The sequence below is a fragment of the Micromonospora sp. HUAS YX12 genome (assembly GCF_040215685.1).
GTDB classification, from domain to species: Bacteria; Actinomycetota; Actinomycetes; order Mycobacteriales; family Micromonosporaceae; genus Micromonospora; species Micromonospora tulbaghiae.
Genome location: NZ_CP157974.1, coordinates 5,717,501 through 5,735,042 on the forward strand (window position 1 = coordinate 5,717,501; position 17,542 = coordinate 5,735,042).

Here is a 17,542-nt window from a genome sequence, read left to right on the forward strand (position 1 = left end):
CCGACTTCCTGCGCGCGGTGCGTGACGGCGAGCTGACCGCGGTCGGCACGCCGGTGCACCGGGGTCGCAGCCAGCAGCTCTGGCTCGTGGAGATCACCGACGCCGACGGCCGGCTGGTGGCCCGCGGTCAGGTGCGGCTGCAGAACCTCACCGCCGCCTGACGCATTCGCCCGAAACCGGGCGCTGACGCCGATATCGTCGCCTCGGTGAGATCGTCCGCTCCCGGCCCGACGTGAGGAAGCTGTTCGCCGCCACGCTCGGCGTGCTGTCGGCCGTCGGCGGGTTCGTCGACATCGGTGACCTGGTGGCGGCCAGTCAGGCCGGCGCGCTGTTCGGCATGGCCCACACCTGGGTGCTGCTGGCCGGGGTGGTCGGCATCTGCGCGTACGCGGAAATGGCCGGCCGGATCGCGGCGGTGAGCGGACGGGCGGTGTTCGACCTGGTCCGGGAGCGGCTCGGGCCGCGGGTGGCGCTGCTCAACCTGGTCGCGTCGTGGCTGGTCACGGTGGTCACGCTCGCCGCGGAGCTGGGCGGGGTGGCGCTGGCGCTGCAGCTGGCGACCCGGGTGAGCCACCTGTTCTGGGTGCCGTTCGCCGCGCTGGCCGTCTGGCTCGTGCTGTGGCGGCTGCGGTTCGAGCTGATGGAGCGGATCTTCGGCCTGGCCGGGCTGGCGCTGCTGGTCTTCGCGGTCGCGTTGGTGGCGCTGCCGACCGACTGGCCGGCACTCGGGCAGGGCGTGTGGCAGGTCAGCGCGGCCGGGCACGGCTGGCCGCTGTACTGGTTCGTGGCGGTGGCGCTGTTCGCCTCGACGGTCAGCCCGTACGAGGTGTTCTTCTTCTCCTCCGGTGGTGTGGAGGAGCGGTGGAGCGCGGCGGACCTGGCGCGGGCCCGCTCGAACGTACTGGTCGGCTTCCCGGTGGGCGGGTTCCTGGCGTTGTCGCTGATCGCCGTGGCGACGGTGGCATACCACCCGTCCGGGGCGTCGTTGAGCACGCTGGACGAGGTGGCGCGGCCGGTGGCGACCGCGCTCGGTGGCGCCGGTCTGGCCGCCGCCGTGCTGGCGTTCTTCGCGGTGACGTTCGGCGCGGCGCTGGAGACCGGGCTGTCGGCGGCGTACGCGGCGTCGCAGTACTTCGGGTGGCAGTGGGGCAAGCGGGTCCGCCCGCGGGAGGCGGCCCGGTTCCACAGCGTCCTGCTCGTCGGTCTGCTGCTCGGTGTGGTGATGCTGATGACGACTGTGGACCCGGTGCGGCTGACCGAGTACATGCTGGTGCTGAGCGCGGTGGTGCTGCCGCTGACGTATCTGCCGATCCTGGTGGTCGCCAACGACAGGGGGTATCTCGGCGATCGGGTCAACGGGCGGTGGACGAATCTGCTCGGCGCGGTGTTCCTGCTGCTCATCGTCGCGGCCTCGGTGGCGGCGATCCCACTGGCGATCATGACGGGGATGGGGCGATGAGGGTTCAGCTCGCCAAGCGGCTGCTCGACCGGCAGATCGTCGACGTGGACGGGCTGCTGGTCGGGCGGGTCGACGACATCGCGTTCGCGGTCGACGGCGAGGGTTTCCCGTACGTGGACTGCCTGCTCACCGGGCAGGGTGCGCTCGGAGAGCGGATCGGCGGGCGGGTCGGGCGGCTGCTGGTGGCGGTGGCGGACCGGTTCATCGACGACCCGCCGGTGCCGCCGTTGCGCATACCGCTGTCCCAGGTCGCCCGCGTGGACAGCGCGGTGCGGCTGCGCTGCCCGGCGGCGGACCTGCCGCCGTCACCGGTGGAGGCGTGGCTGCGCCGGCACCTGATCGAGCGGATCCCGGGGTCCGGCCGTGCGAGCGGGTGAGCTGCTCGGCCGCACCGCGTACGACCTGCACGGGCGGCGGCTGGGCCGGGTGGTGGACGTGGTGGTGCGCGGCGGGTGGCCGCCGGAGCGGCTGCGGGTCACCGACGTGATCGTCGCCGGGCACTGGTGGACCCGGGTGATCAGCCGGCTGATCGGCCCCGAGCTGCATCCGTCCGGGCCGTGGCTGCTGCGGGTGATCGCCCGGCTGGTCGGGCGGAGCACCCGTCAGCTGCCCGCCGACGCGGTGCAGCTGCTCCCGCCGGTGCCCGGTTTCCCGTTCGGCTCGCCCGCCGGGCACCGCTGAGCCGGGCGCCGCTGAGCCGGGCGCCGCTGAGCCGGGCGCCGCTGAGCCGGGCGCCGGGAGGACGCGCGCCGGTCAGCGGCGTGCGTCGTCCAGCTCGGGGGCGTCGGCCGGGCCGGCGGCGTCGTCGGTGGTGTCGTCGTCCGGGGCGCCGTCGTGGCGGCCGCGGCGGCGGACGTGCACCTCGGTGATGGCCCGCTGGTCGACGCCGGCCACCGACAGCTCCCAACCGTCCACGGTCACCTGCTCCCCCGCCACCGTCGGGATGTGCCCCAGGCAGATCAGCACCAGCCCGGCGACCGTGGTGTAGTCGCCCGCGGGCCGGTTCGGCAGCTCCACGCCGAGGTCGGTCAGGTCGTGCACCGGGAACGTGCCGGGCAGCACCAGCGTGCCGTCGGCCTCGGTGCGCACGGCACGCAGATCCCGGTCGGTCTCGTCGTAGATCTCGCCGACGATCTCCTCCAGGATGTCCTCCAGCGTCACGATCCCGTCGACCGCGCCACGCTCGTCGACCACGAGCGCGATGTGCTGGCGTTCGGCCTTGAACTGGCGCAGCGCGTCGACCACCGGCAGCGAGTCGGGCAGCAGCATCGGCGGGCGGGCGATCTCGTCGACCGGCCGGTCGTCGGAGACGCCGACCAGGTCCCGCAGGTGGATGACGCCCACCGCCTCGTCCAGGCCACCGTGGCGCACCACCGGCGCCCGGGAGTGGCCGGTCGCCGCGAGGACGAGCCGGGCGGCCTCCGCGGTGGTGCCGCTGTCGAGCGTGAAGACCTGCAACCGGGGTACGAGCACAGCCCGCAACTGCCGGTCGGCGATCTCCACCGCACCGGCGATGATCGTGCGCTGTTCCTTGGTGAACCCGTGGTTGCCGGCCACGATGTCACGCAGCTCGTCCGGGCCGATCTCGTCCGGCTCGGCCTTCGGATCCAGGCCGAACAGGCGTACCACCAGGTCGGTGGTGGCGCCCAGCGCCCACACGGCGGGCCGGGCGATGCTGGAGAGCACGTCCAGCGGCCGGGCCACCAGCAGCGCCCACCGCTCGGCCGACTGCATGGCGATCCGCTTCGGGGCCAGCTCGCCGAAGACGAGCGTGACGAACGTGAGCACCAGCGTGACCGCGACGATGGCGACCGTCTCGGCGGCGTTGCCGAACGCGCTGAGCAGCGGCACGAGCGGCCGGGCCAGGGACACCGCGGCGGCGGCGGAGGCGAGGAACCCGGCGAGCGTGATGCCGATCTGGATGGTGGCCAGGAACCGGTTCGGGTCCTTCGCGAGGCGGGCGAGCGTGCGTCCGCCCCGGCCGCTGCGCTCCAGCCGCTGCACCTGGCTGTCCCGCAGGGACACCAGGGCCATCTCGCTGCCGGCGAACGCCGCGTTGAGGATCACCAGCACACCGACCAGGGCAAGCTGGCTCCAGTAGCTCTGCACGACCGGTTATCTCCCTCGGCCCGATCCGGGTCGGCCGATGGCCGACTCGCCGGCCGGCAGATCCGGTCGGCGTGGCCCCTCTGTTGCCCCGCGGGCCCGTCGCTGAATCATGACCGGCCCCGGCGTGGCCCGCCGGAGCCGGGTTCAGGCCGGTACGGGCAGGTCGAGCACGTACGCGCCGCCCTCGGGGCGGAACCCGAGCCGGTGGTAGTAGGGGGCGATCATGCCGGGCGGGCTGACCACCCGGCGGAAACCCCGGTCGGTGAACAGCCGGCTGCGCCGGTAGACGAACTCGCCCGGGGTGAAGTCGCGGAACGGCGGGGTCACGTAGTCCAGGTCGACCTGGGCCACCCCGCCCGGTTCGGCATGCGAGAGCATCACGCCGACCACCTCGTCGGCGCGTACCACCAGGAACGCCGAGCGGTCTGCGGCGGCCGGATCCCACTCGAAGCCCGGGTTGAACCGGGCGATGTCGGCGGCGTGTACCCGCAGCGTGTGCGCCAGGAACGCGTCGCCGGTGCCCACCTCGACCACCTGGTAGGTCTGCTCGTCGTGCCGGGTGGCCAGCAGCTTGCGCAGGTACCACACGTTGATCACGGCGAGGACGACGTTCAGCCCCACCATCGGCCAGACCTGCACGGCGGTGTTGTAGCCGATCAGGATGAGGCAGCCGACCAGGTTGAGCGCGCGCAGCCGCAGGATCCGGGTCTGCAGCAGGGACCAGACCAGCAGCGCGGAGCCGGCCCAGCCGGCGAGTTCCAGCCAGTTCACCCCGGGAGACTAGCGGTCTGCCTGGTCAGACCCCTCGGCGGGCAGCTCCAGCACGTACTCCTCGACCTCGGTGCCGCGCGCCGGGGCGTACCCGGAGTCCTCGCCGACCACGACGAAGCCGCACTTGCGCAGCACCGCGAGCGAGGCGGCGTTGTCCTTGGCGGCGCGGGCGCGCAGCGGCCGGTGCGGCACCTCGCGCAGCAGCGCGCGCAGCGCGGCGGTGGCGTGGCCGCGCCCCCAGTGCGCCGCGTCGATCCAGTAGCTGACCTCGGTCTGCTCGCCGACCGGGAACGCGGCCACCCGGCCGACCAGCCGGCCGCCGACTGTGACGGCGCGGTTGACGATCCGCTCGTCGGCGCGGATGCGCGCCCAGTGTGCGTCGAACGCGGCCCGGTCGGACGGATCCTTCGGGCCGAACGCGGCCATCCAGTTCGCCTGCGGATCCTGCTCGTGGGCGAAGAAGGCGGGCAGGTCGTCGTCGCGCACCGGACGGAGCAGCACCTCGTTGGTCACGGCCGGAACGATACGTGGCCCCACCGACACGGTCGGGACCTCCGGCCCGGTGTGTGTCCCGTCCGGCCCTGCCGCGCCGCCGGACGGCCCGGTTACCAAGGAGGTGGAACGACGCAGTCGAGGAGGCCGGACCATGCCGAAGTACGTCTACGACTTCATCGAGGGTGATCGCAGCCAGGCCGACCTGCTCGGCGGCAAGGGCGCGAACCTCGCCGAGATGACCCGGCTCGGGTTGCCGGTGCCGCCCGGGTTCACCGTCACCACCGACGCCTGCCGGGCGTACCTGGCCAGCGGAGCGCCCCCGGACGGCCTGTACGAGGAGATCAACGCGCATCTGCGGGAGGTGGAGGCGCGGCTGGACCGGTGGCTGGGCGACCCGCGTGACCCGCTGCTGCTGGCGGTGCGCTCCGGCGGGCGGTACTCGATGCCGGGAATGATGGAGACGATCCTCGACATCGGGCTCAACGACACCACGGTGGCCGGGCTGGCCGCCCGCACCGGCGACGAGCGGTTCGCCTGGGACTCGTACCGGCGGCTGATCCAGATGTTCGGGCGGACCGTGCACGGCATCCCGGCCGAGGAGTTCGAGCACGAGCTGGCCGCGCTGCGAGCCACCGCCGGCCCGGACGGGCCGGGCGCCGGCCAGCTGCGCGACCTGGTCGAGACGTACAAGAAGATCTTCGCCCGGCACGTCGGGCACGACTTCCCGCAGGCCCCGCACGAGCAGCTGTTCCTGGCCGTGCGCGCGGTGTTCGAGTCCTGGCACTCGGAGCGGGCCCGGATCTACCGGCGGCAGGAGCGCATCCCGGACGACCTGGGCACCGCCGTCAACGTGATGGCGATGGTGTTCGGCAACCTCGGCCCGGACTCCGGCACCGGGGTGGCGTTCACCCGCGACCCGGCCACCGGCGCCCCCGGCGTGTACGGCGACTACCTGACCGACGCGCAGGGCGAGGACGTGGTGGCGGGCATCCGCAACACGGTGCCGCTGACCGAGCTGGCGCGGCTGGACCCGGTCAGCTTCCACCGGCTGCGGGAGATCATGGCGACGCTGGAGCGGCACTACCGCGACCTGTGCGACGTCGAGTTCACCATCGAGCGCGGCCGGCTGTGGATGCTCCAGACGCGGGTCGGCAAGCGCACCGCGGCGGCGGCGTTCGTGATCGCCGCGCAGCTCGCCGAGGAGGGCCTGATCACGGCCGACGAGGCGCTGACCCGGGTCACCGGGGCGCAGCTCGCCCAGCTCATGTTCCCGGCCTTCGACGCCGCCGGCGCGCCCGAGCCGCTCGCGGCCGGCGTCGGCGCCTCGCCCGGCGCGGCGGCCGGGCGGGTGGTGTTCGACTCGGCCGCCGCGGCGGCGGCCGACGGACCGGTGATCCTGGTCCGGCCGGAGACCAACCCGGACGACCTGCCCGGCATGATCGCCGCGGCCGGGGTGCTGACCTCGCGCGGCGGGAAGACCTCGCACGCCGCCGTGGTGGCCCGGGGCATGGGCCGGACCTGCGTGTGCGGGGCCGAGGCGCTGCGCATCGACGTCGAGCGCGGCGAGTTCACGGTGGGCGAGCAGGTGGTGCGCGCCGGCGACCTGATCTCGATCGACGGCACCAGCGGGCGGATCTGGCTCGGCGAGGTGCCGGTGCGGCCGTCCCCGGTGGCCCGGTACCTGACCGGTGAGCTGCGGCCGGAGGCCGACCCGCTGGTCGCCGCCGTGCACCGGCTGCTCGGACACGCCGACGCGGTCCGCACGCTCGGCGTCCGCGCCAACGCCGACACCCCCGACGACGCCCGCCGGGCCCGCGAACTCGGCGCCGCCGGGATCGGGCTGTGCCGCACCGAGCACATGTTCCTCGGCGAGCGCCGGGAACTGGTCGAGCGGCTGATCCTGGCCGACGGCCCGGCCGAGGTGGGCGCGGCGCTGGACGAGCTGCTGCCGTTGCAGCGGGCCGACTTCCTCGGGCTGCTCACCGCGATGGACGGGCTGCCGGTCACCGTCCGGCTGCTCGACCCGCCGCTGCACGAGTTCCTGCCTCCGCTGGCCGAGCTGGCCGCCCGGGTGGCGGGCGCGCAGGCGCGCGGCGAGGAACCGGGCCACGACGGCGTGCTGCTGGCGGCGGTGCGCCGGATGCACGAGACGAACCCGATGCTGGGGCTGCGGGGCGTACGGCTCGGACTGGTGGTGCCGGGGCTGTTCGCGATGCAGGTGCGGGCGCTGGCCGAGGCGGCCGCGCAGCGGATCCGGGCCGGCGGTGACCCGCGCCCGGAGATCATGGTGCCGCTGGTCGGTGACGTGCGGGAACTCGCCGCGGTGGCGGACGAGGCGCGGCGGGTGCTGGCCGAGGTGCCGGACGCACCGGAGATCCCGGTCGGCACCATGGTCGAGACGCCCCGCGCGGCGCTGACCGCCGGGGAGATCGCGGCCGAGGCGCGGTTCTTCTCCTTCGGCACCAACGACCTGACGCAGATGACCTGGGCGTTCTCCCGGGACGACGTGGAGGGGGCGTTCTTCGCCACGTACCTGGCCCGGGGGATCTTCCCGGTGTCGCCGTTCGAGAGCATCGACGCCACCGGGGTGGGCCGGCTGGTCCGCCTCGCCGTCGCCGAGGGGCGGGCGGCCCGGCCGGACCTGACCGTCGGGGTCTGCGGTGAGCACGGCGGCGACCCGGACTCGATCGGGTTCTTCGCCGCGGCCGGGCTCGACTACGTCTCCTGCTCGCCGTACCGGGTGCCGGTGGCGCGGCTGGCCGCCGGCCGGGCCGCGGTCGAGGCCCGCACCGAGAAGTCCGAATCCCGCTAGGAGGGCAGCGTCATGACCGCCATCTTCAACCCGACCGGACCGGCGGTCGCGCCGGTCCCCCGCCCGGCGCCGCCGCAGGCCGCGACGCCCGCCCCCGCCCCGGCCGCGACGCCCGCCCCCGCGCCGGCCGGGCCGGTCGGCCCGGTACTGGAACTGCCCGGGGACGCCGCGCTGGTGCCGGTGAACCGCGACGGCCGTCCGGTCGGCGTGTTCGTCGCGGCCGGCGGCCGGGTCCGCTACCGGCGCGTGGTCGAACCCGACCGGCTCGTCGCCGCCGCCACCGGCGCGTTCGCGGTCGCGGCGCTCACCGCCGCCGTGGCGGTGTGGTCGCGGCGCCGCCCGCCGTCGGTCGGCACCGTCACCATGGGACCGGGCGGATGGGTCAGCCTGCGCGGCGTGCCGGCGCCGCGGCTGCGCCCGGACGACCGGCCCTGGTGGGCGCGCCTGCTGCGGGCCCGCCGCCTGGTCGTCGACCGCTGACCACCCCCGCGGTACGGCCGCCGGCACGTCACCGGCGGCCGTACCGCCGTTTCTCCGCCGGCCCGCCACAGGGGGGCCGTTGGTCCCGGGTCACCGCGGTCCTGCGCCCCTGCCCGGCAGCTCCCGGGTGGACGACGCTGAGGGGGAGAACGAGACCGAGGGAGGCCCCCGATGCGCGCCAGTGTCGTCACCGCGTTCGACCGTCCGATGGAGATCACCGAGCGTCCCGTGCCGGAGGTCGGCCCGGGCGAGATCCTGGTCCGCATCGAGGCCAGCGGACTCTGCCACACCGACATCCACGCCGCCCGCGGCGAGTGGCCGGTGAAGCCTGCCCCGCCGTTCGTGCCCGGTCACGAGGGCGTCGGCCTGGTCGAGAAGGTCGGCCCCGGCGTCACCGAGCACGCCGCCGGCGACCGGGTCGCGCTGCCCTGGCTCGGCTGGGCCTGCGGCACCTGCGCGTACTGCGTGACCGGCTGGGAGACGCTGTGCGAGTCGCAGCGCAACACCGGCTACAGCATCGACGGCGCGCACGCCGAGTACGCTGTCGCCGCCGCCCGCTACGCGGTCCGCGTGCCCGACGGGGTGGACCCCCTCGAAGCCGCGCCGCTGACCTGCGCGGGCGTCACCACGTACAAGGCCGTGAAGGTCGCCGGGGTACGGCCGGGCGAGCGGGTCGCGATCTTCGGCATCGGCGGCCTGGGCCACCTCGCCCAGCAGTACGCGCAGATCTTCGGCGCCGAGACGGTCGCGGTGGACGTGACCGCCGAGAAGCTGGAGCTGGCCACGTCGCTGGGCGCGGCGCACACGGTCGACGCCGCCACCACCGACCCGGTAGAGCGGATCACCGCCCTGGGCGGCGTGGACGTGGCGATCGTGCTGGCCGCGAGCCCCCGGGTGATCGAGCAGGCCCACCGCTCGCTGCGCCGCGGCGGCCGGCTGGTGCTGGTGTCGCTGCCCGCCGACAACGCGATCACCCTGCCCGTCTTCGAGACGGTGCTCAAGGGCATCACGGTGCTCGGCTCGATCGTCGGCACCCGCGCCGACCTGGCCGAGGTCTTCGCGCTGCACGCCGCCGGCCGCACCCGGGTCGTCTACGAGACCCGCAAGCTCGACGACATCAACGACGCGGTGAACGACGTCCTCGCCGGCCGGGTCGCCGCCCGGCTCGTGCTCCAGCCCTGACCCCCGCCCCCGGTCCCCGCACCGGTGCGGGGACCGGGGCACCGCCGACGCCCGGAGAGGGACCGACATGACCGCCACCGAACCCCTGGCCCCCTGGCGCGGATTCCACGCCGGAGCGTGGCAGGAGACAGTCGACGTGGCCGACTTCGTCCGCCACAACCACGAGCCGTACACCGGCGACGCGTCGTTCCTCGCCGGGCCGACGCCGCGCACGCTCGCGGTGTGGGACCGGCTGCGGGAGATGTTCGGCGAGGAGCGGCGGCGCGGCGTGTACGACGTCGACGCGGCCACCCCGTCGACCATCACCTCGCACGCACCCGGCTACATCGACCGCGAGCGGGAGCTGATCGTCGGGCTGCAGACCGACGCGCCGCTGCGCCGGGCGATCATGCCGGCCGGCGGACTGCGGATGGTGGAGACGGCGCTGCGCGCGTACGGGCGCGAACCGGACCCGCGGGTGCACGAGGTCTTCACCCGGTACCGGCGCACGCACAACGACGCGGTCTTCGACGCGTACCCCGAGAGGGTGCTCGCGGCGCGGCGCTCGCACGTCATCACCGGGCTGCCCGACGCGTACGGGCGCGGGCGGATCATCGGCGACTACCGCCGGGTGGCGCTGTACGGCGTGGACCGGCTGGCCGAGGAACGCCGCGCGCTCAAGGCGGCGCTGGACGACCGGCGCAGCACCGACGACGTGATCCGCGACCGGGAGGAGCTGGCCGAGCAGATCCGCGCGCTCGGTGAGCTGAAGGCGATGGCCGCCTCGTACGGCTTCGACATCTCCCGCCCGGCCGCCACCGGCGCGCAGGCGATCCAGTGGCTCTACTTCGCCTACCTGGCGGCCACGAAGGAGCAGAACGGCGCCGCGATGTCGCTGGGACGCACCGCCGGGTTCGTCGACGCGTACCTGCGGCGGGACGTCGCCGAGGGGCGGCTGGACGAGAGCGGCGCGCAGGAACTGATCGACGACTTCGTGATCAAGCTGCGGATCATCCGCTTCCTGCGCACCCCCGAGTACGACCAGCTGTTCTCCGGCGACCCCACCTGGGTCACCGAGTCGCTCGGCGGGATGGGCGCGGACGGACGGCCGCTGGTCACCCGCACCACGTTCCGCTACCTGCAGACGCTCTACAACCTCGGCCCGGCGCCGGAGCCGAACCTCACTGTGCTCTGGTCCCCGCGCCTGCCGGAGGGGTTCAAGCGGTTCTGCGCCCAGGTGTCGCTGGACACCAGCGCCATCCAGTACGAGAACGACGAGCTGATCCGCCCGGCGTACGACGACGACACCGCGATCGCCTGCTGCGTGTCGGCCATGCGGGTCGGCCGGGACATGCAGTTCTTCGGCGCCCGGGCGAACCTGGCGAAGGCGCTGCTGTACGCGATCAACGGCGGCCGGGACGAGCTGACCGGCACCCAGGTCGCCCCGCCGGCCGCGCCGGTCGGCGGCGAGACGCTCGACTACGACGAGGTGCTGGCCGCGTACGACCGGACGCTGGACTGGCTCGCCGAGACGTACGTGGACGCGCTGAACGTGATCCACCACCAGCACGACAGGTACGCGTACGAGCGGCTGGAGATGGCGCTGCACGACCACCCGGTGCGCCGGTTCATGGCCACCGGCATCGCCGGGCTGTCGGTCGCCGTGGACAGCCTGTCGGCCATCCGGTACGGCCGGGTGAAGGTGCTGCGCGACGACACCGGCCTGGCCGTCGACTACGCGGTCGAGGGCGAGTTCCCGACGTACGGCAACGACGACGACCGGGCCGACGAGATCGCGGTGTGGCTGGTCGAGACGTTCGCGGAGAAGCTGCGCCGGCAGCGCACGTACCGCGACGCGGAGCTGACCATGTCGGTGCTGACCATCACCTCGAACGTGGTGTACGGCAAGCACACCGGCAACACGCCGGACGGGCGGCGCGCCGGTGAGCCGTTCGCGCCGGGGGCGAACCCGATGAACGGGCGGGACACGCACGGCCTGGTCGCGTCGGCGCTGTCGGTGGCGAAGCTGCCGTACGACGCGGCCCGCGACGGCATCTCGCTGACCGGCACGGTCACGCCGGACGGGCTGGGCCACACCCGCGACGAGCGGATCGCGAACCTGGCCGGGGTGCTCGACGGCTACGCCGACGCCGGCGGGTTCCACCTCAACGTCAACGTGCTGGACCGGGCCACGCTGCTGGACGCGATGGCGCACCCGGAGCGGTACCCGCAGCTCACCGTCCGGGTCTCCGGGTACGCGGTGAACTTCGTCCGGCTCACCCCGGAACAGCAGCGCGACGTGGTGTCGCGGACCTTCCACGGGTCGCTGTGACCGGCCGCCCGCCCGCGCCGCCGCAGATCACTGCGGCGGTGCCGGGTGCGGTCACCGGCGCGGTGCACTCCTGGGACACGTCGGTCGGGGTGGACGGGCCGGGCACCCGGTTCGTGGTCTTCCTGGCCGGCTGCCCGCTGCGCTGCCGCTACTGCCACAGCCCGGACACCTGGTACGGCCGCAGCGGCCGGCGCCGCACGGTGGACGAGATGGTCACGCTCGCCACCCGGTACCGCCGGTTCATCCAGGTCGCGGGCGGCGGCGTCACGGTCAGCGGCGGGGAGCCGCTGCTGCAACCGGCGTTCACCGGCGAGCTGCTGCGCCGCTGCCACGATCTCGGCCTGCACACCGCGCTGGACACCTCCGGCTTCCTCGGCGTCCGCGCCGACGACGCGCTGCTGGACGCCACCGACCTGGTCCTGCTCGACGTCAAGGCGGGCAACCCGCAGACGTACCGCCGGGTCACCGGCACCGGCCGGCTCGCGCCGACGCTGCGCTTCGCGCAACGGCTGGCCGACCGGGGTACGCCGATCTGGATCCGCTACGTGCTGGTGCCCGGGCTGACCGACGCGGTCGACGAGGTGGAGCAGGTGGCCGACGTGGCCGCCGGGCTGGCCACAGTGCGGCGCGTCGAGGTGCTGCCGTTCCACCGGCTCGGCGCGCACAAGTACGCCGAGCTGGGGCTGACCTTCCCGTTGGCTGACACCGAGCCGCCTGATGCCGCGCTGCTGGCCCGGGTACGCGGCCAGTTCGCCGCCCGCGGCCTCACCGTCACCTGACCGGCGCGTTCGCGCTGGCCGCCGCCGTCGGGTAGCCGTAGAGGTCGAGCAGCCGGACCCGGGACGCCTGGAGCCGGTCCACCACCACGCTCATGAACCGGGTGGTGAGCTGACGGCCGAGCGTGTCGTCGGACTCCATCAGCCGGCGTACCCCGTCGGCGTCGAGCTCGACGGCGGTGCTGCGCTGGGTGGCGACCGCGCCGAACTGCCAGCGGTACGGCGGGAACAGCCAGGACCAGCCGAGCACGCCGCCCGGCCCGATCGTCTCGATGCCCACGTCGCCGCGGCCCGGAACCGGGAAGTCCAGCGCCACCTGGCCGCCGCGGACCAGCCAGAACCGGTCGGCCGGCTGGCCGGCGCGGAACAGCCGGTGCCCGGGGTGCCAGACCACCGGACGGGCGTAACCGGTGAGCCGGGGCATCCACTCGTCGGGCAGCCCGGCCAGGAAGGGGTGGACACGGAGCATCTCCAGCGGGGTCATCGCGCCTCCAGGGTCGACAGGAGGGAGCACTGTTCCATTCCACCTCGCCGCCGCCCCGGCCGGTAGGGGCCGATGGTCCCGGCCGTGCCGGGCGGATCGACTCTGCCCAGGTGGGGGCCCTCGGCGCAGGCTGAGGGGGAACCGAAGGAGGACGTGATGACCGACAGAACCGGTGCCCCCGTCGTGGTGGGCGTGGACGGCTCCCCGTCCGCGCTGGACGCGGTACGGCTGGCCGCACGCGAGGCAGTGCTGCGGCACCGGCCGCTGCGGGTGGTCAACGCGTTCCTGTGGCCGCTGGTCGGCACGCCGCTGGGCATGGTCGCCCCGGTGCTGCCCGACATCGAGCTGCGGCAGGAGGCCGAGAAGCTGGTCGAGGAGGCGGTGGACGAGGCCCGCAAGGCCGACGCGGACCTGGCGGTGACCGGTGCGGTGGTCGACGGCGGGCCGGTCGCGGTCCTGCTGCGGGAGAGCCGCGACGCCGCGCTGCTCGTGCTGGGCCACCGGGGACTGGGCGGCTTCGCCGAACTGCTGGTCGGCTCCGCCGCGGTGCAGCTCTCCGCCCGCGCGGACTGCCCGGTGCTCGTCGCCCGGGGTGAGGCCCGCGCCGACGGCCCGGTGGTGGTCGGCGTGGACGGCTCGGCGCTGTCGGACGAGGCGGTCGGTTTCGCGTTCGCCGAGGCCGCGGCGCGCGGCGCCGAACTGGTGGTGGTGCACACCTGGCTCTACCCGCAGCCGGTGACCTACCGGGAGGCGTTCGGCGACGTCGTGCCGCTGGCGTACGACCCGCGGGAGCTGCGCGCCGGCGAGCAGCGGGTGCTGGCCGAGGCGGTCGCCGGATGGGCCGAGCGCTATCCGGAGGTCACGGTACGGCCGAAGCTGGTCGCCGCCGCCGCCCCGGCCCGGGTGCTCGTCGAGGAGTCCGTCGGCGCGCAGCTGACGGTGGTCGGCGCGCACGGGCGCGGTAGCCTCGGTGCGCTGCTGCTCGGCTCGGTCAGCCACGCCGTGCTGCACCACAGCCACAGCCCGCTGGCCGTCGTCCGGCACCGGGCCGACCGGACCCACTGAGCCGGTTCCCCGGCCCCGGCGGGGCCGGTGCCGCCACAATGGCCTGAGCCGACCGGAGGGAAAGCACCAGATGAACCGACCCGTCGTAGCGGGAGTGGACGGATCGCCGTCCAGTCTGGCCGCCGCCGACCTGGCCGCCGCGACCGCCGTCGCCCGTTCCCGGCCGCTGCTGCTGGTGCACGGCTACCTGCACCCGCTGGGCTACGGCGTGCCGCTCAACCCGTACGACCTGGGGGTGCCGGCGCCCACCGCGGAGTCGGAGAAGATGCTGGAGTCGGTCGCCGCCGACCTGGCCGAGCGGCACCCGGGCCTGCGGGTGCAGGTGCGCCAGGTCGCCGGCGGTCCCGGCGCGACGATGGTCGAGGAGTCCCGCCGCGCCGAGCTGGTCGTGGTGGGCAGCCGGGGCGTGGGCGGCTTCGCCGGCCTGCTGCTCGGCTCGGTCAGCGGGCAGCTCGCGCAGCACGGGCACTGCCCGGTGCTGATCGTCCGGCCCGAGGAGCAGCCGATCCCGGTGGACGGCCCGGTGCTGGCCGGCGTGGACGGCTCCGACTCGGCCGCGTACGCGATCGAGCTGGCCGCGGACGAGGCCGAGCGGCGCGACGCGGAGCTGGTGCTGATGCACGTCCGGTCGCCGGAACGCGGCGCGGTCTCGCCGGAGGTCGCGGCGGAGGCGTCCACCGCCGAGCGGGCCGAGGCCGCGGGGTTGCTGGCCGAGGCGGCGGACCGGGTCCGGGCGGCGCACCCCGGCCTGCGGGTGACGGAACGTTCCGTGACCGCCGCGTCCCCGGAGACCGCGCTCGTCGAAGCGAGCGGCGAGGCGTCGCTCGTGGTGGTCGGTTCCCGGGGCCGGGGCGGGTTCGCCGGGCTGCTGCTCGGCTCGGTCAGCCAGGCGCTGGTGCAGCACTCCCACTGCCCGGTGCTCGTCGCCCACCGGCCGGAGCCGGCCGACGACTGAGCCGCTACCGACCGCGCCCCGGCCTTACGCAGGCCGGGTCGCGGCCGGCTCAGGAAGGGTCGCGGCCGGCGAGCAGGTCGGCGAAGTCGGTGGTGAGCGCGAACGGGTCGGCCGGGCCGGTCGCGGGCGGCCGACGGTCCACCTGCTCGGCCATCTCGGCCGCGGCCCGGCGGATCCGGGACCGCAGCGCGCTGTCGCCGTCGTCGCCGGCCCAGTCCTCGGGCGCGGCGAACACCGCCGTGGGCAGCGTCGCCGCCCGCAGGTACGTGAACATCGGCCGGACCGCGTGCTCCAGGGCCAGCGAGTGCCGGGCGGTGCCGCCGGTCGCCCCGAGCAGCACCGGCTTGCCGGCCAGCGCCTCCCGGTCGACCACGTCGAAGAACGACTTGAACAGTCCGTTGTAGGACGCGTTGAAGATCGGCGTCACCGCGATCAGCCCGTCGGCGGCAGCCACCTCGTCGAGCGTCCGCCGCAGCGCGGCCGGCGCGAAGCCGGCGAGCAGGTGGTTCACCACGTCGTGGGCGTGCTCGCGCAGCTCGACCACGCGCAGCTCCACCGTGGCGCCGCGGCCGGCCAGCTCGTCGCGGGCGGCCGCGGCGAGCTGGTCGGCGAGCAGGCGGGTGGACGACGGCTGGCCGAGACCGGCCGAGACGACCGCGAGGGTACGGCCGGTCATCGCTGCTCCCCGGCGGCCGGGGCGGCGTCGCGGGCGGCCAGCAGGCTCGCGTGGGTGGGCGCCTCGGGCACGTGCGCGGGCCGCAGCGAGTCGAACTCCTTGCGCAGCACCGGGACCACCTCCTCGCCCAGCAGGTCGAGCTGCTCCAGCACCGTCTTCAGCGGCAGTCCGGCGTGGTCGATCAGGAACAGCTGCCGCTGGTAGTCGCCGACGTACTCGCGGAAGCCCAGCGTGCGGTCGATGACCTGCTGCGGGCTGCCCACCGTCAGCGGCGTCTCCCGGGTGAACTCCTCCAGCGACGGGCCGTGCCCGTAGACCGGGGCGTTGTCGAAGTAGGGGCGGAACTCGCGTACCGCGTCCTGGGAGTTGCGGCGCATGAACACCTGCCCGCCGAGGCCGACGATCGCCTGGTCCGGCGAGCCGTGGCCGTAGTGCGCGTACCGCTCCCGGTAGAGGCCGACCATCCGCTGGGTGTGCTCCTTGGGCCAGAAGATGTGGTTGGCGAAGAAGCCGTCACCGTAGTACGCGGCCTGCTCGGCGATCTCCGGGCTGCGGATCGAGCCGTGCCAGACGAACGGCGGCACGCCGTCGAGCGGGCGCGGGGTCGAGGTGAACGACTGCAACGGCGTACGGAACCGGCCCTTCCAGTCGACCACGTCCTCGCGCCACAGCCGGTGCAGCAGGTCGTAGTTCTCGATGGCCAGCGGGATGCCGTTGCGGATGTCCTGCCCGAACCACGGGTAGACCGGGCCGGTGTTGCCGCGGCCCATCATCAGGTCCACCCTGCCGTCGGCCAGGTGCTGGAGCATCGCGTAGTCCTCGGCGATCTTCACCGGGTCGTTCGTGGTGATCAGCGTGGTCGAGGTCGACAGCAGCAGCCGTTCGGTGCGCGCGGCGATCCAGCCGAGCATGGTGGTCGGCGACGACGGCACGAACGGCGGGTTGTGGTGCTCGCCGGTGGCGAAGACGTCGAGGCCGACCTCCTCGGCCTTGAGCGCGATCGCGGTCATGGCCTTGATCCGCTCACGCTCGGACGGCAGCCGCCCGGTCGTGGGGTCGACGGTGACGTCACCGACGGTGAAGACTCCGAACTGCATGACCAGCTCCTCGCGTGGGGGTCCGGACCGGTCGCCCGGGATCGCTCCTCACAACATATTTGACGAGTCAACTATTCCGGTGGCCGCCCGCCCCGGCGTGGCCCGGATCACGCGCCACCCACCGACTACCCTTGCCGCGATGACGTACCCCTGGCTCTCAGCGCCAGCCGCACAGGTCGCCGACACCGCGCGGACGCTGCTCGGCTGGACCGTGTCGGCCGGCGGCGTCACCGTCCGGCTCACCGAGGTCGAGGCGTACGCGGGCACCGGCGAGGACCCGGCGTCGCACGCCCACCGCGGGCCGACGCCGCGCAACAAGGTCATGTTCGGGCCCGCCGGCCACGTGTACGTGTACTTCGTGTTCGGCATGCACTGGTGCGCGAACATCGTCTGCGGTCGCGACGGCGAGGCGGCGGCGGTGCTGCTGCGCGCCGGCGAGGTGGTCGACGGCGTCGAGATCGCCCGCGAGCGCCGGCCGCGTGCCACCGACCGGGAGCTGGCCCGCGGACCGGCCCGGCTGGTCACCGCGCTCGGGCTCGGGCGGGAGGCGAACGGCACCTCGGCGATCGACGGCAGCGGCCCGCTGCTGCTGACGCCACCGGCGAGCCCGGTCGACCCGGCGCGGATCGTCGCCGGGCCGCGCGTCGGGGTCGCCGCCGCGCACGACCTGCCGTGGCGGTTCTGGCTGGCGGACGAGCCCAGCGTCAGCGTCTACCGGCGGCACACGCCGCGCCGCCGCGCCGCTACGACCGCCTCGGTGCGGAACTCACCGGCCTGAATCGGCCGTTCCGGGCAACCCGGAACACCCTGCGACGCGTCTGTGATGCATGACGCCGCGTCTTCTCACCACCCCCTGAAGGCACGGCGTTT

Annotated in this window: 18 protein-coding genes and 1 pseudogene (1 of these 19 only partly in view); 12 read left to right on the top strand and 7 right to left on the bottom strand. The window is 74.4% G+C overall.

Translation table 11 applies throughout. The annotated features are described in order from the left end of the window. The 4 genes from ABIH81_RS27135 to ABIH81_RS27150 all read left to right on the top strand — a co-directional run. Positions 1-161, top strand: the final stretch of a protein-coding gene (locus ABIH81_RS27135) for a PaaI family thioesterase (RefSeq protein WP_175438812.1). 223 nt of this gene lie to the left of the window's left edge; the window shows 161 of its 384 coding nt (coding positions 224-384); its start codon lies off the left edge, out of view; it ends in the stop codon at positions 159-161. A 71-nt stretch (positions 162-232) separates the two neighbouring features. Then, the gene (locus ABIH81_RS27140) at positions 233-1,459 is read left to right on the top strand and encodes a divalent metal cation transporter (protein WP_349877738.1); all 1,227 of its coding nucleotides are present in this window, start codon (positions 233-235) and stop codon (positions 1,457-1,459) included. Beyond that, positions 1,456-1,836, top strand: a complete 381-nt coding sequence (locus tag ABIH81_RS27145; protein WP_349877740.1) for a hypothetical protein — start codon at positions 1,456-1,458, stop codon at positions 1,834-1,836. Before ABIH81_RS27140 ends, ABIH81_RS27145 begins: the two co-directional genes overlap by 4 nt. Next, a complete protein-coding gene (locus ABIH81_RS27150; RefSeq protein ID WP_349877741.1) occupies positions 1,823-2,140 on the top strand; it encodes a PRC-barrel domain containing protein in 318 nt (105 codons plus the stop codon). Before ABIH81_RS27145 ends, ABIH81_RS27150 begins: the two co-directional genes overlap by 14 nt. Positions 2,141-2,162: 22 nt before the next feature. On the opposite strand, the pseudogene ABIH81_RS27155 reads toward ABIH81_RS27150, so the two are convergent. The 4 genes and pseudogenes from ABIH81_RS27155 to ABIH81_RS27170 all read right to left on the bottom strand — a co-directional run. Beyond that, positions 2,163-2,216: pseudogene (locus ABIH81_RS27155) on the bottom strand (hypothetical protein); the annotation flags it as partial. Next, entirely contained in the window at positions 2,213-3,568 is a 1,356-nt protein-coding gene (locus tag ABIH81_RS27160) for a hemolysin family protein (protein WP_349877743.1), read from the bottom strand. The gene ABIH81_RS27160 and the pseudogene ABIH81_RS27155, both read right to left, overlap by 4 nt. 144 nt (positions 3,569-3,712) lie before the next feature. Further along, entirely contained in the window at positions 3,713-4,339 is a 627-nt protein-coding gene (locus ABIH81_RS27165; RefSeq protein ID WP_349877745.1) for a hypothetical protein, read from the bottom strand. A 9-nt stretch (positions 4,340-4,348) separates the two neighbouring features. Continuing rightward, positions 4,349-4,852, bottom strand: coding sequence for a GNAT family N-acetyltransferase (locus tag ABIH81_RS27170; RefSeq protein WP_349877746.1), 504 nt, complete (start codon positions 4,850-4,852; stop codon positions 4,349-4,351). Positions 4,853-4,985: 133 nt separating this feature from the next. Between ABIH81_RS27170 and ppdK the strand changes: the two genes are divergently transcribed. The 5 genes from ppdK (at position 4,986) to pflA (ending at position 12,398) form a co-directional block, all read left to right on the top strand. Continuing rightward, a complete protein-coding gene (gene ppdK, locus ABIH81_RS27175) occupies positions 4,986-7,646 on the top strand; it encodes a pyruvate, phosphate dikinase (RefSeq protein WP_349877747.1) in 2,661 nt (886 codons plus the stop codon). 12 nt (positions 7,647-7,658) lie between these two features. Beyond that, on the top strand, positions 7,659-8,126 hold the full coding sequence (locus ABIH81_RS27180; protein ID WP_349877749.1) for a hypothetical protein: 468 nt from the start codon (positions 7,659-7,661) through the stop codon (positions 8,124-8,126). 171 nt (positions 8,127-8,297) lie between these two features. Beyond that, on the top strand, positions 8,298-9,308 hold the full coding sequence (adhP, locus tag ABIH81_RS27185; protein ID WP_349877751.1) for an alcohol dehydrogenase AdhP: 1,011 nt from the start codon (positions 8,298-8,300) through the stop codon (positions 9,306-9,308). A 67-nt stretch (positions 9,309-9,375) separates the two neighbouring features. Beyond that, positions 9,376-11,619 (top strand): formate C-acetyltransferase, encoded by a 2,244-nt coding sequence (gene pflB, locus ABIH81_RS27190; protein WP_349877753.1) that lies wholly within the window; start codon positions 9,376-9,378, stop codon positions 11,617-11,619. Continuing rightward, complete coding sequence (pflA, locus tag ABIH81_RS27195; protein WP_349877755.1) at positions 11,616-12,398, top strand: pyruvate formate-lyase-activating protein; 783 nt, start codon at positions 11,616-11,618, stop codon at positions 12,396-12,398. The genes pflB and pflA overlap by 4 nt, the downstream gene beginning before the upstream one ends. On the opposite strand, the gene ABIH81_RS27200 is transcribed toward pflA, so the two are convergent. Then, a complete protein-coding gene (locus ABIH81_RS27200) occupies positions 12,391-12,879 on the bottom strand; it encodes a cyclic nucleotide-binding domain-containing protein (RefSeq protein WP_349877757.1) in 489 nt (162 codons plus the stop codon). The two genes, pflA and ABIH81_RS27200, sit on opposite strands and share 8 nt — an antisense overlap. Positions 12,880-13,035: 156 nt before the next feature. Here ABIH81_RS27200 and ABIH81_RS27205 point away from each other — a divergent pair, with 156 nt between their 5' ends. Beyond that, positions 13,036-13,944: a universal stress protein gene (locus tag ABIH81_RS27205; RefSeq protein ID WP_349877759.1), complete on the top strand. Its 909-nt coding sequence runs from the start codon at positions 13,036-13,038 to the stop codon at positions 13,942-13,944. Between the two features lie 70 nt (positions 13,945-14,014). After that, a complete protein-coding gene (locus ABIH81_RS27210) occupies positions 14,015-14,899 on the top strand; it encodes a universal stress protein (protein WP_349877761.1) in 885 nt (294 codons plus the stop codon). 49 nt (positions 14,900-14,948) lie between these two features. On the opposite strand, the gene ABIH81_RS27215 is transcribed toward ABIH81_RS27210, so the two are convergent. Both ABIH81_RS27215 and ABIH81_RS27220 read right to left on the bottom strand, forming a co-directional pair. Then, a complete protein-coding gene (locus ABIH81_RS27215) occupies positions 14,949-15,575 on the bottom strand; it encodes a CE1759 family FMN reductase (RefSeq protein WP_349877762.1) in 627 nt (208 codons plus the stop codon). Then, complete coding sequence (locus ABIH81_RS27220; protein WP_349877763.1) at positions 15,572-16,672, bottom strand: LLM class flavin-dependent oxidoreductase; 1,101 nt, start codon at positions 16,670-16,672, stop codon at positions 15,572-15,574. Before ABIH81_RS27220 ends, ABIH81_RS27215 begins: the two co-directional genes overlap by 4 nt. Positions 16,673-16,811: 139 nt before the next feature. Between ABIH81_RS27220 and ABIH81_RS27225 the strand changes: the two genes are divergently transcribed. Then, positions 16,812-17,450, top strand: coding sequence for a DNA-3-methyladenine glycosylase (locus ABIH81_RS27225; protein ID WP_349877764.1), 639 nt, complete (start codon positions 16,812-16,814; stop codon positions 17,448-17,450). The last annotated feature ends 92 nt before the right edge of the window (positions 17,451-17,542 follow it).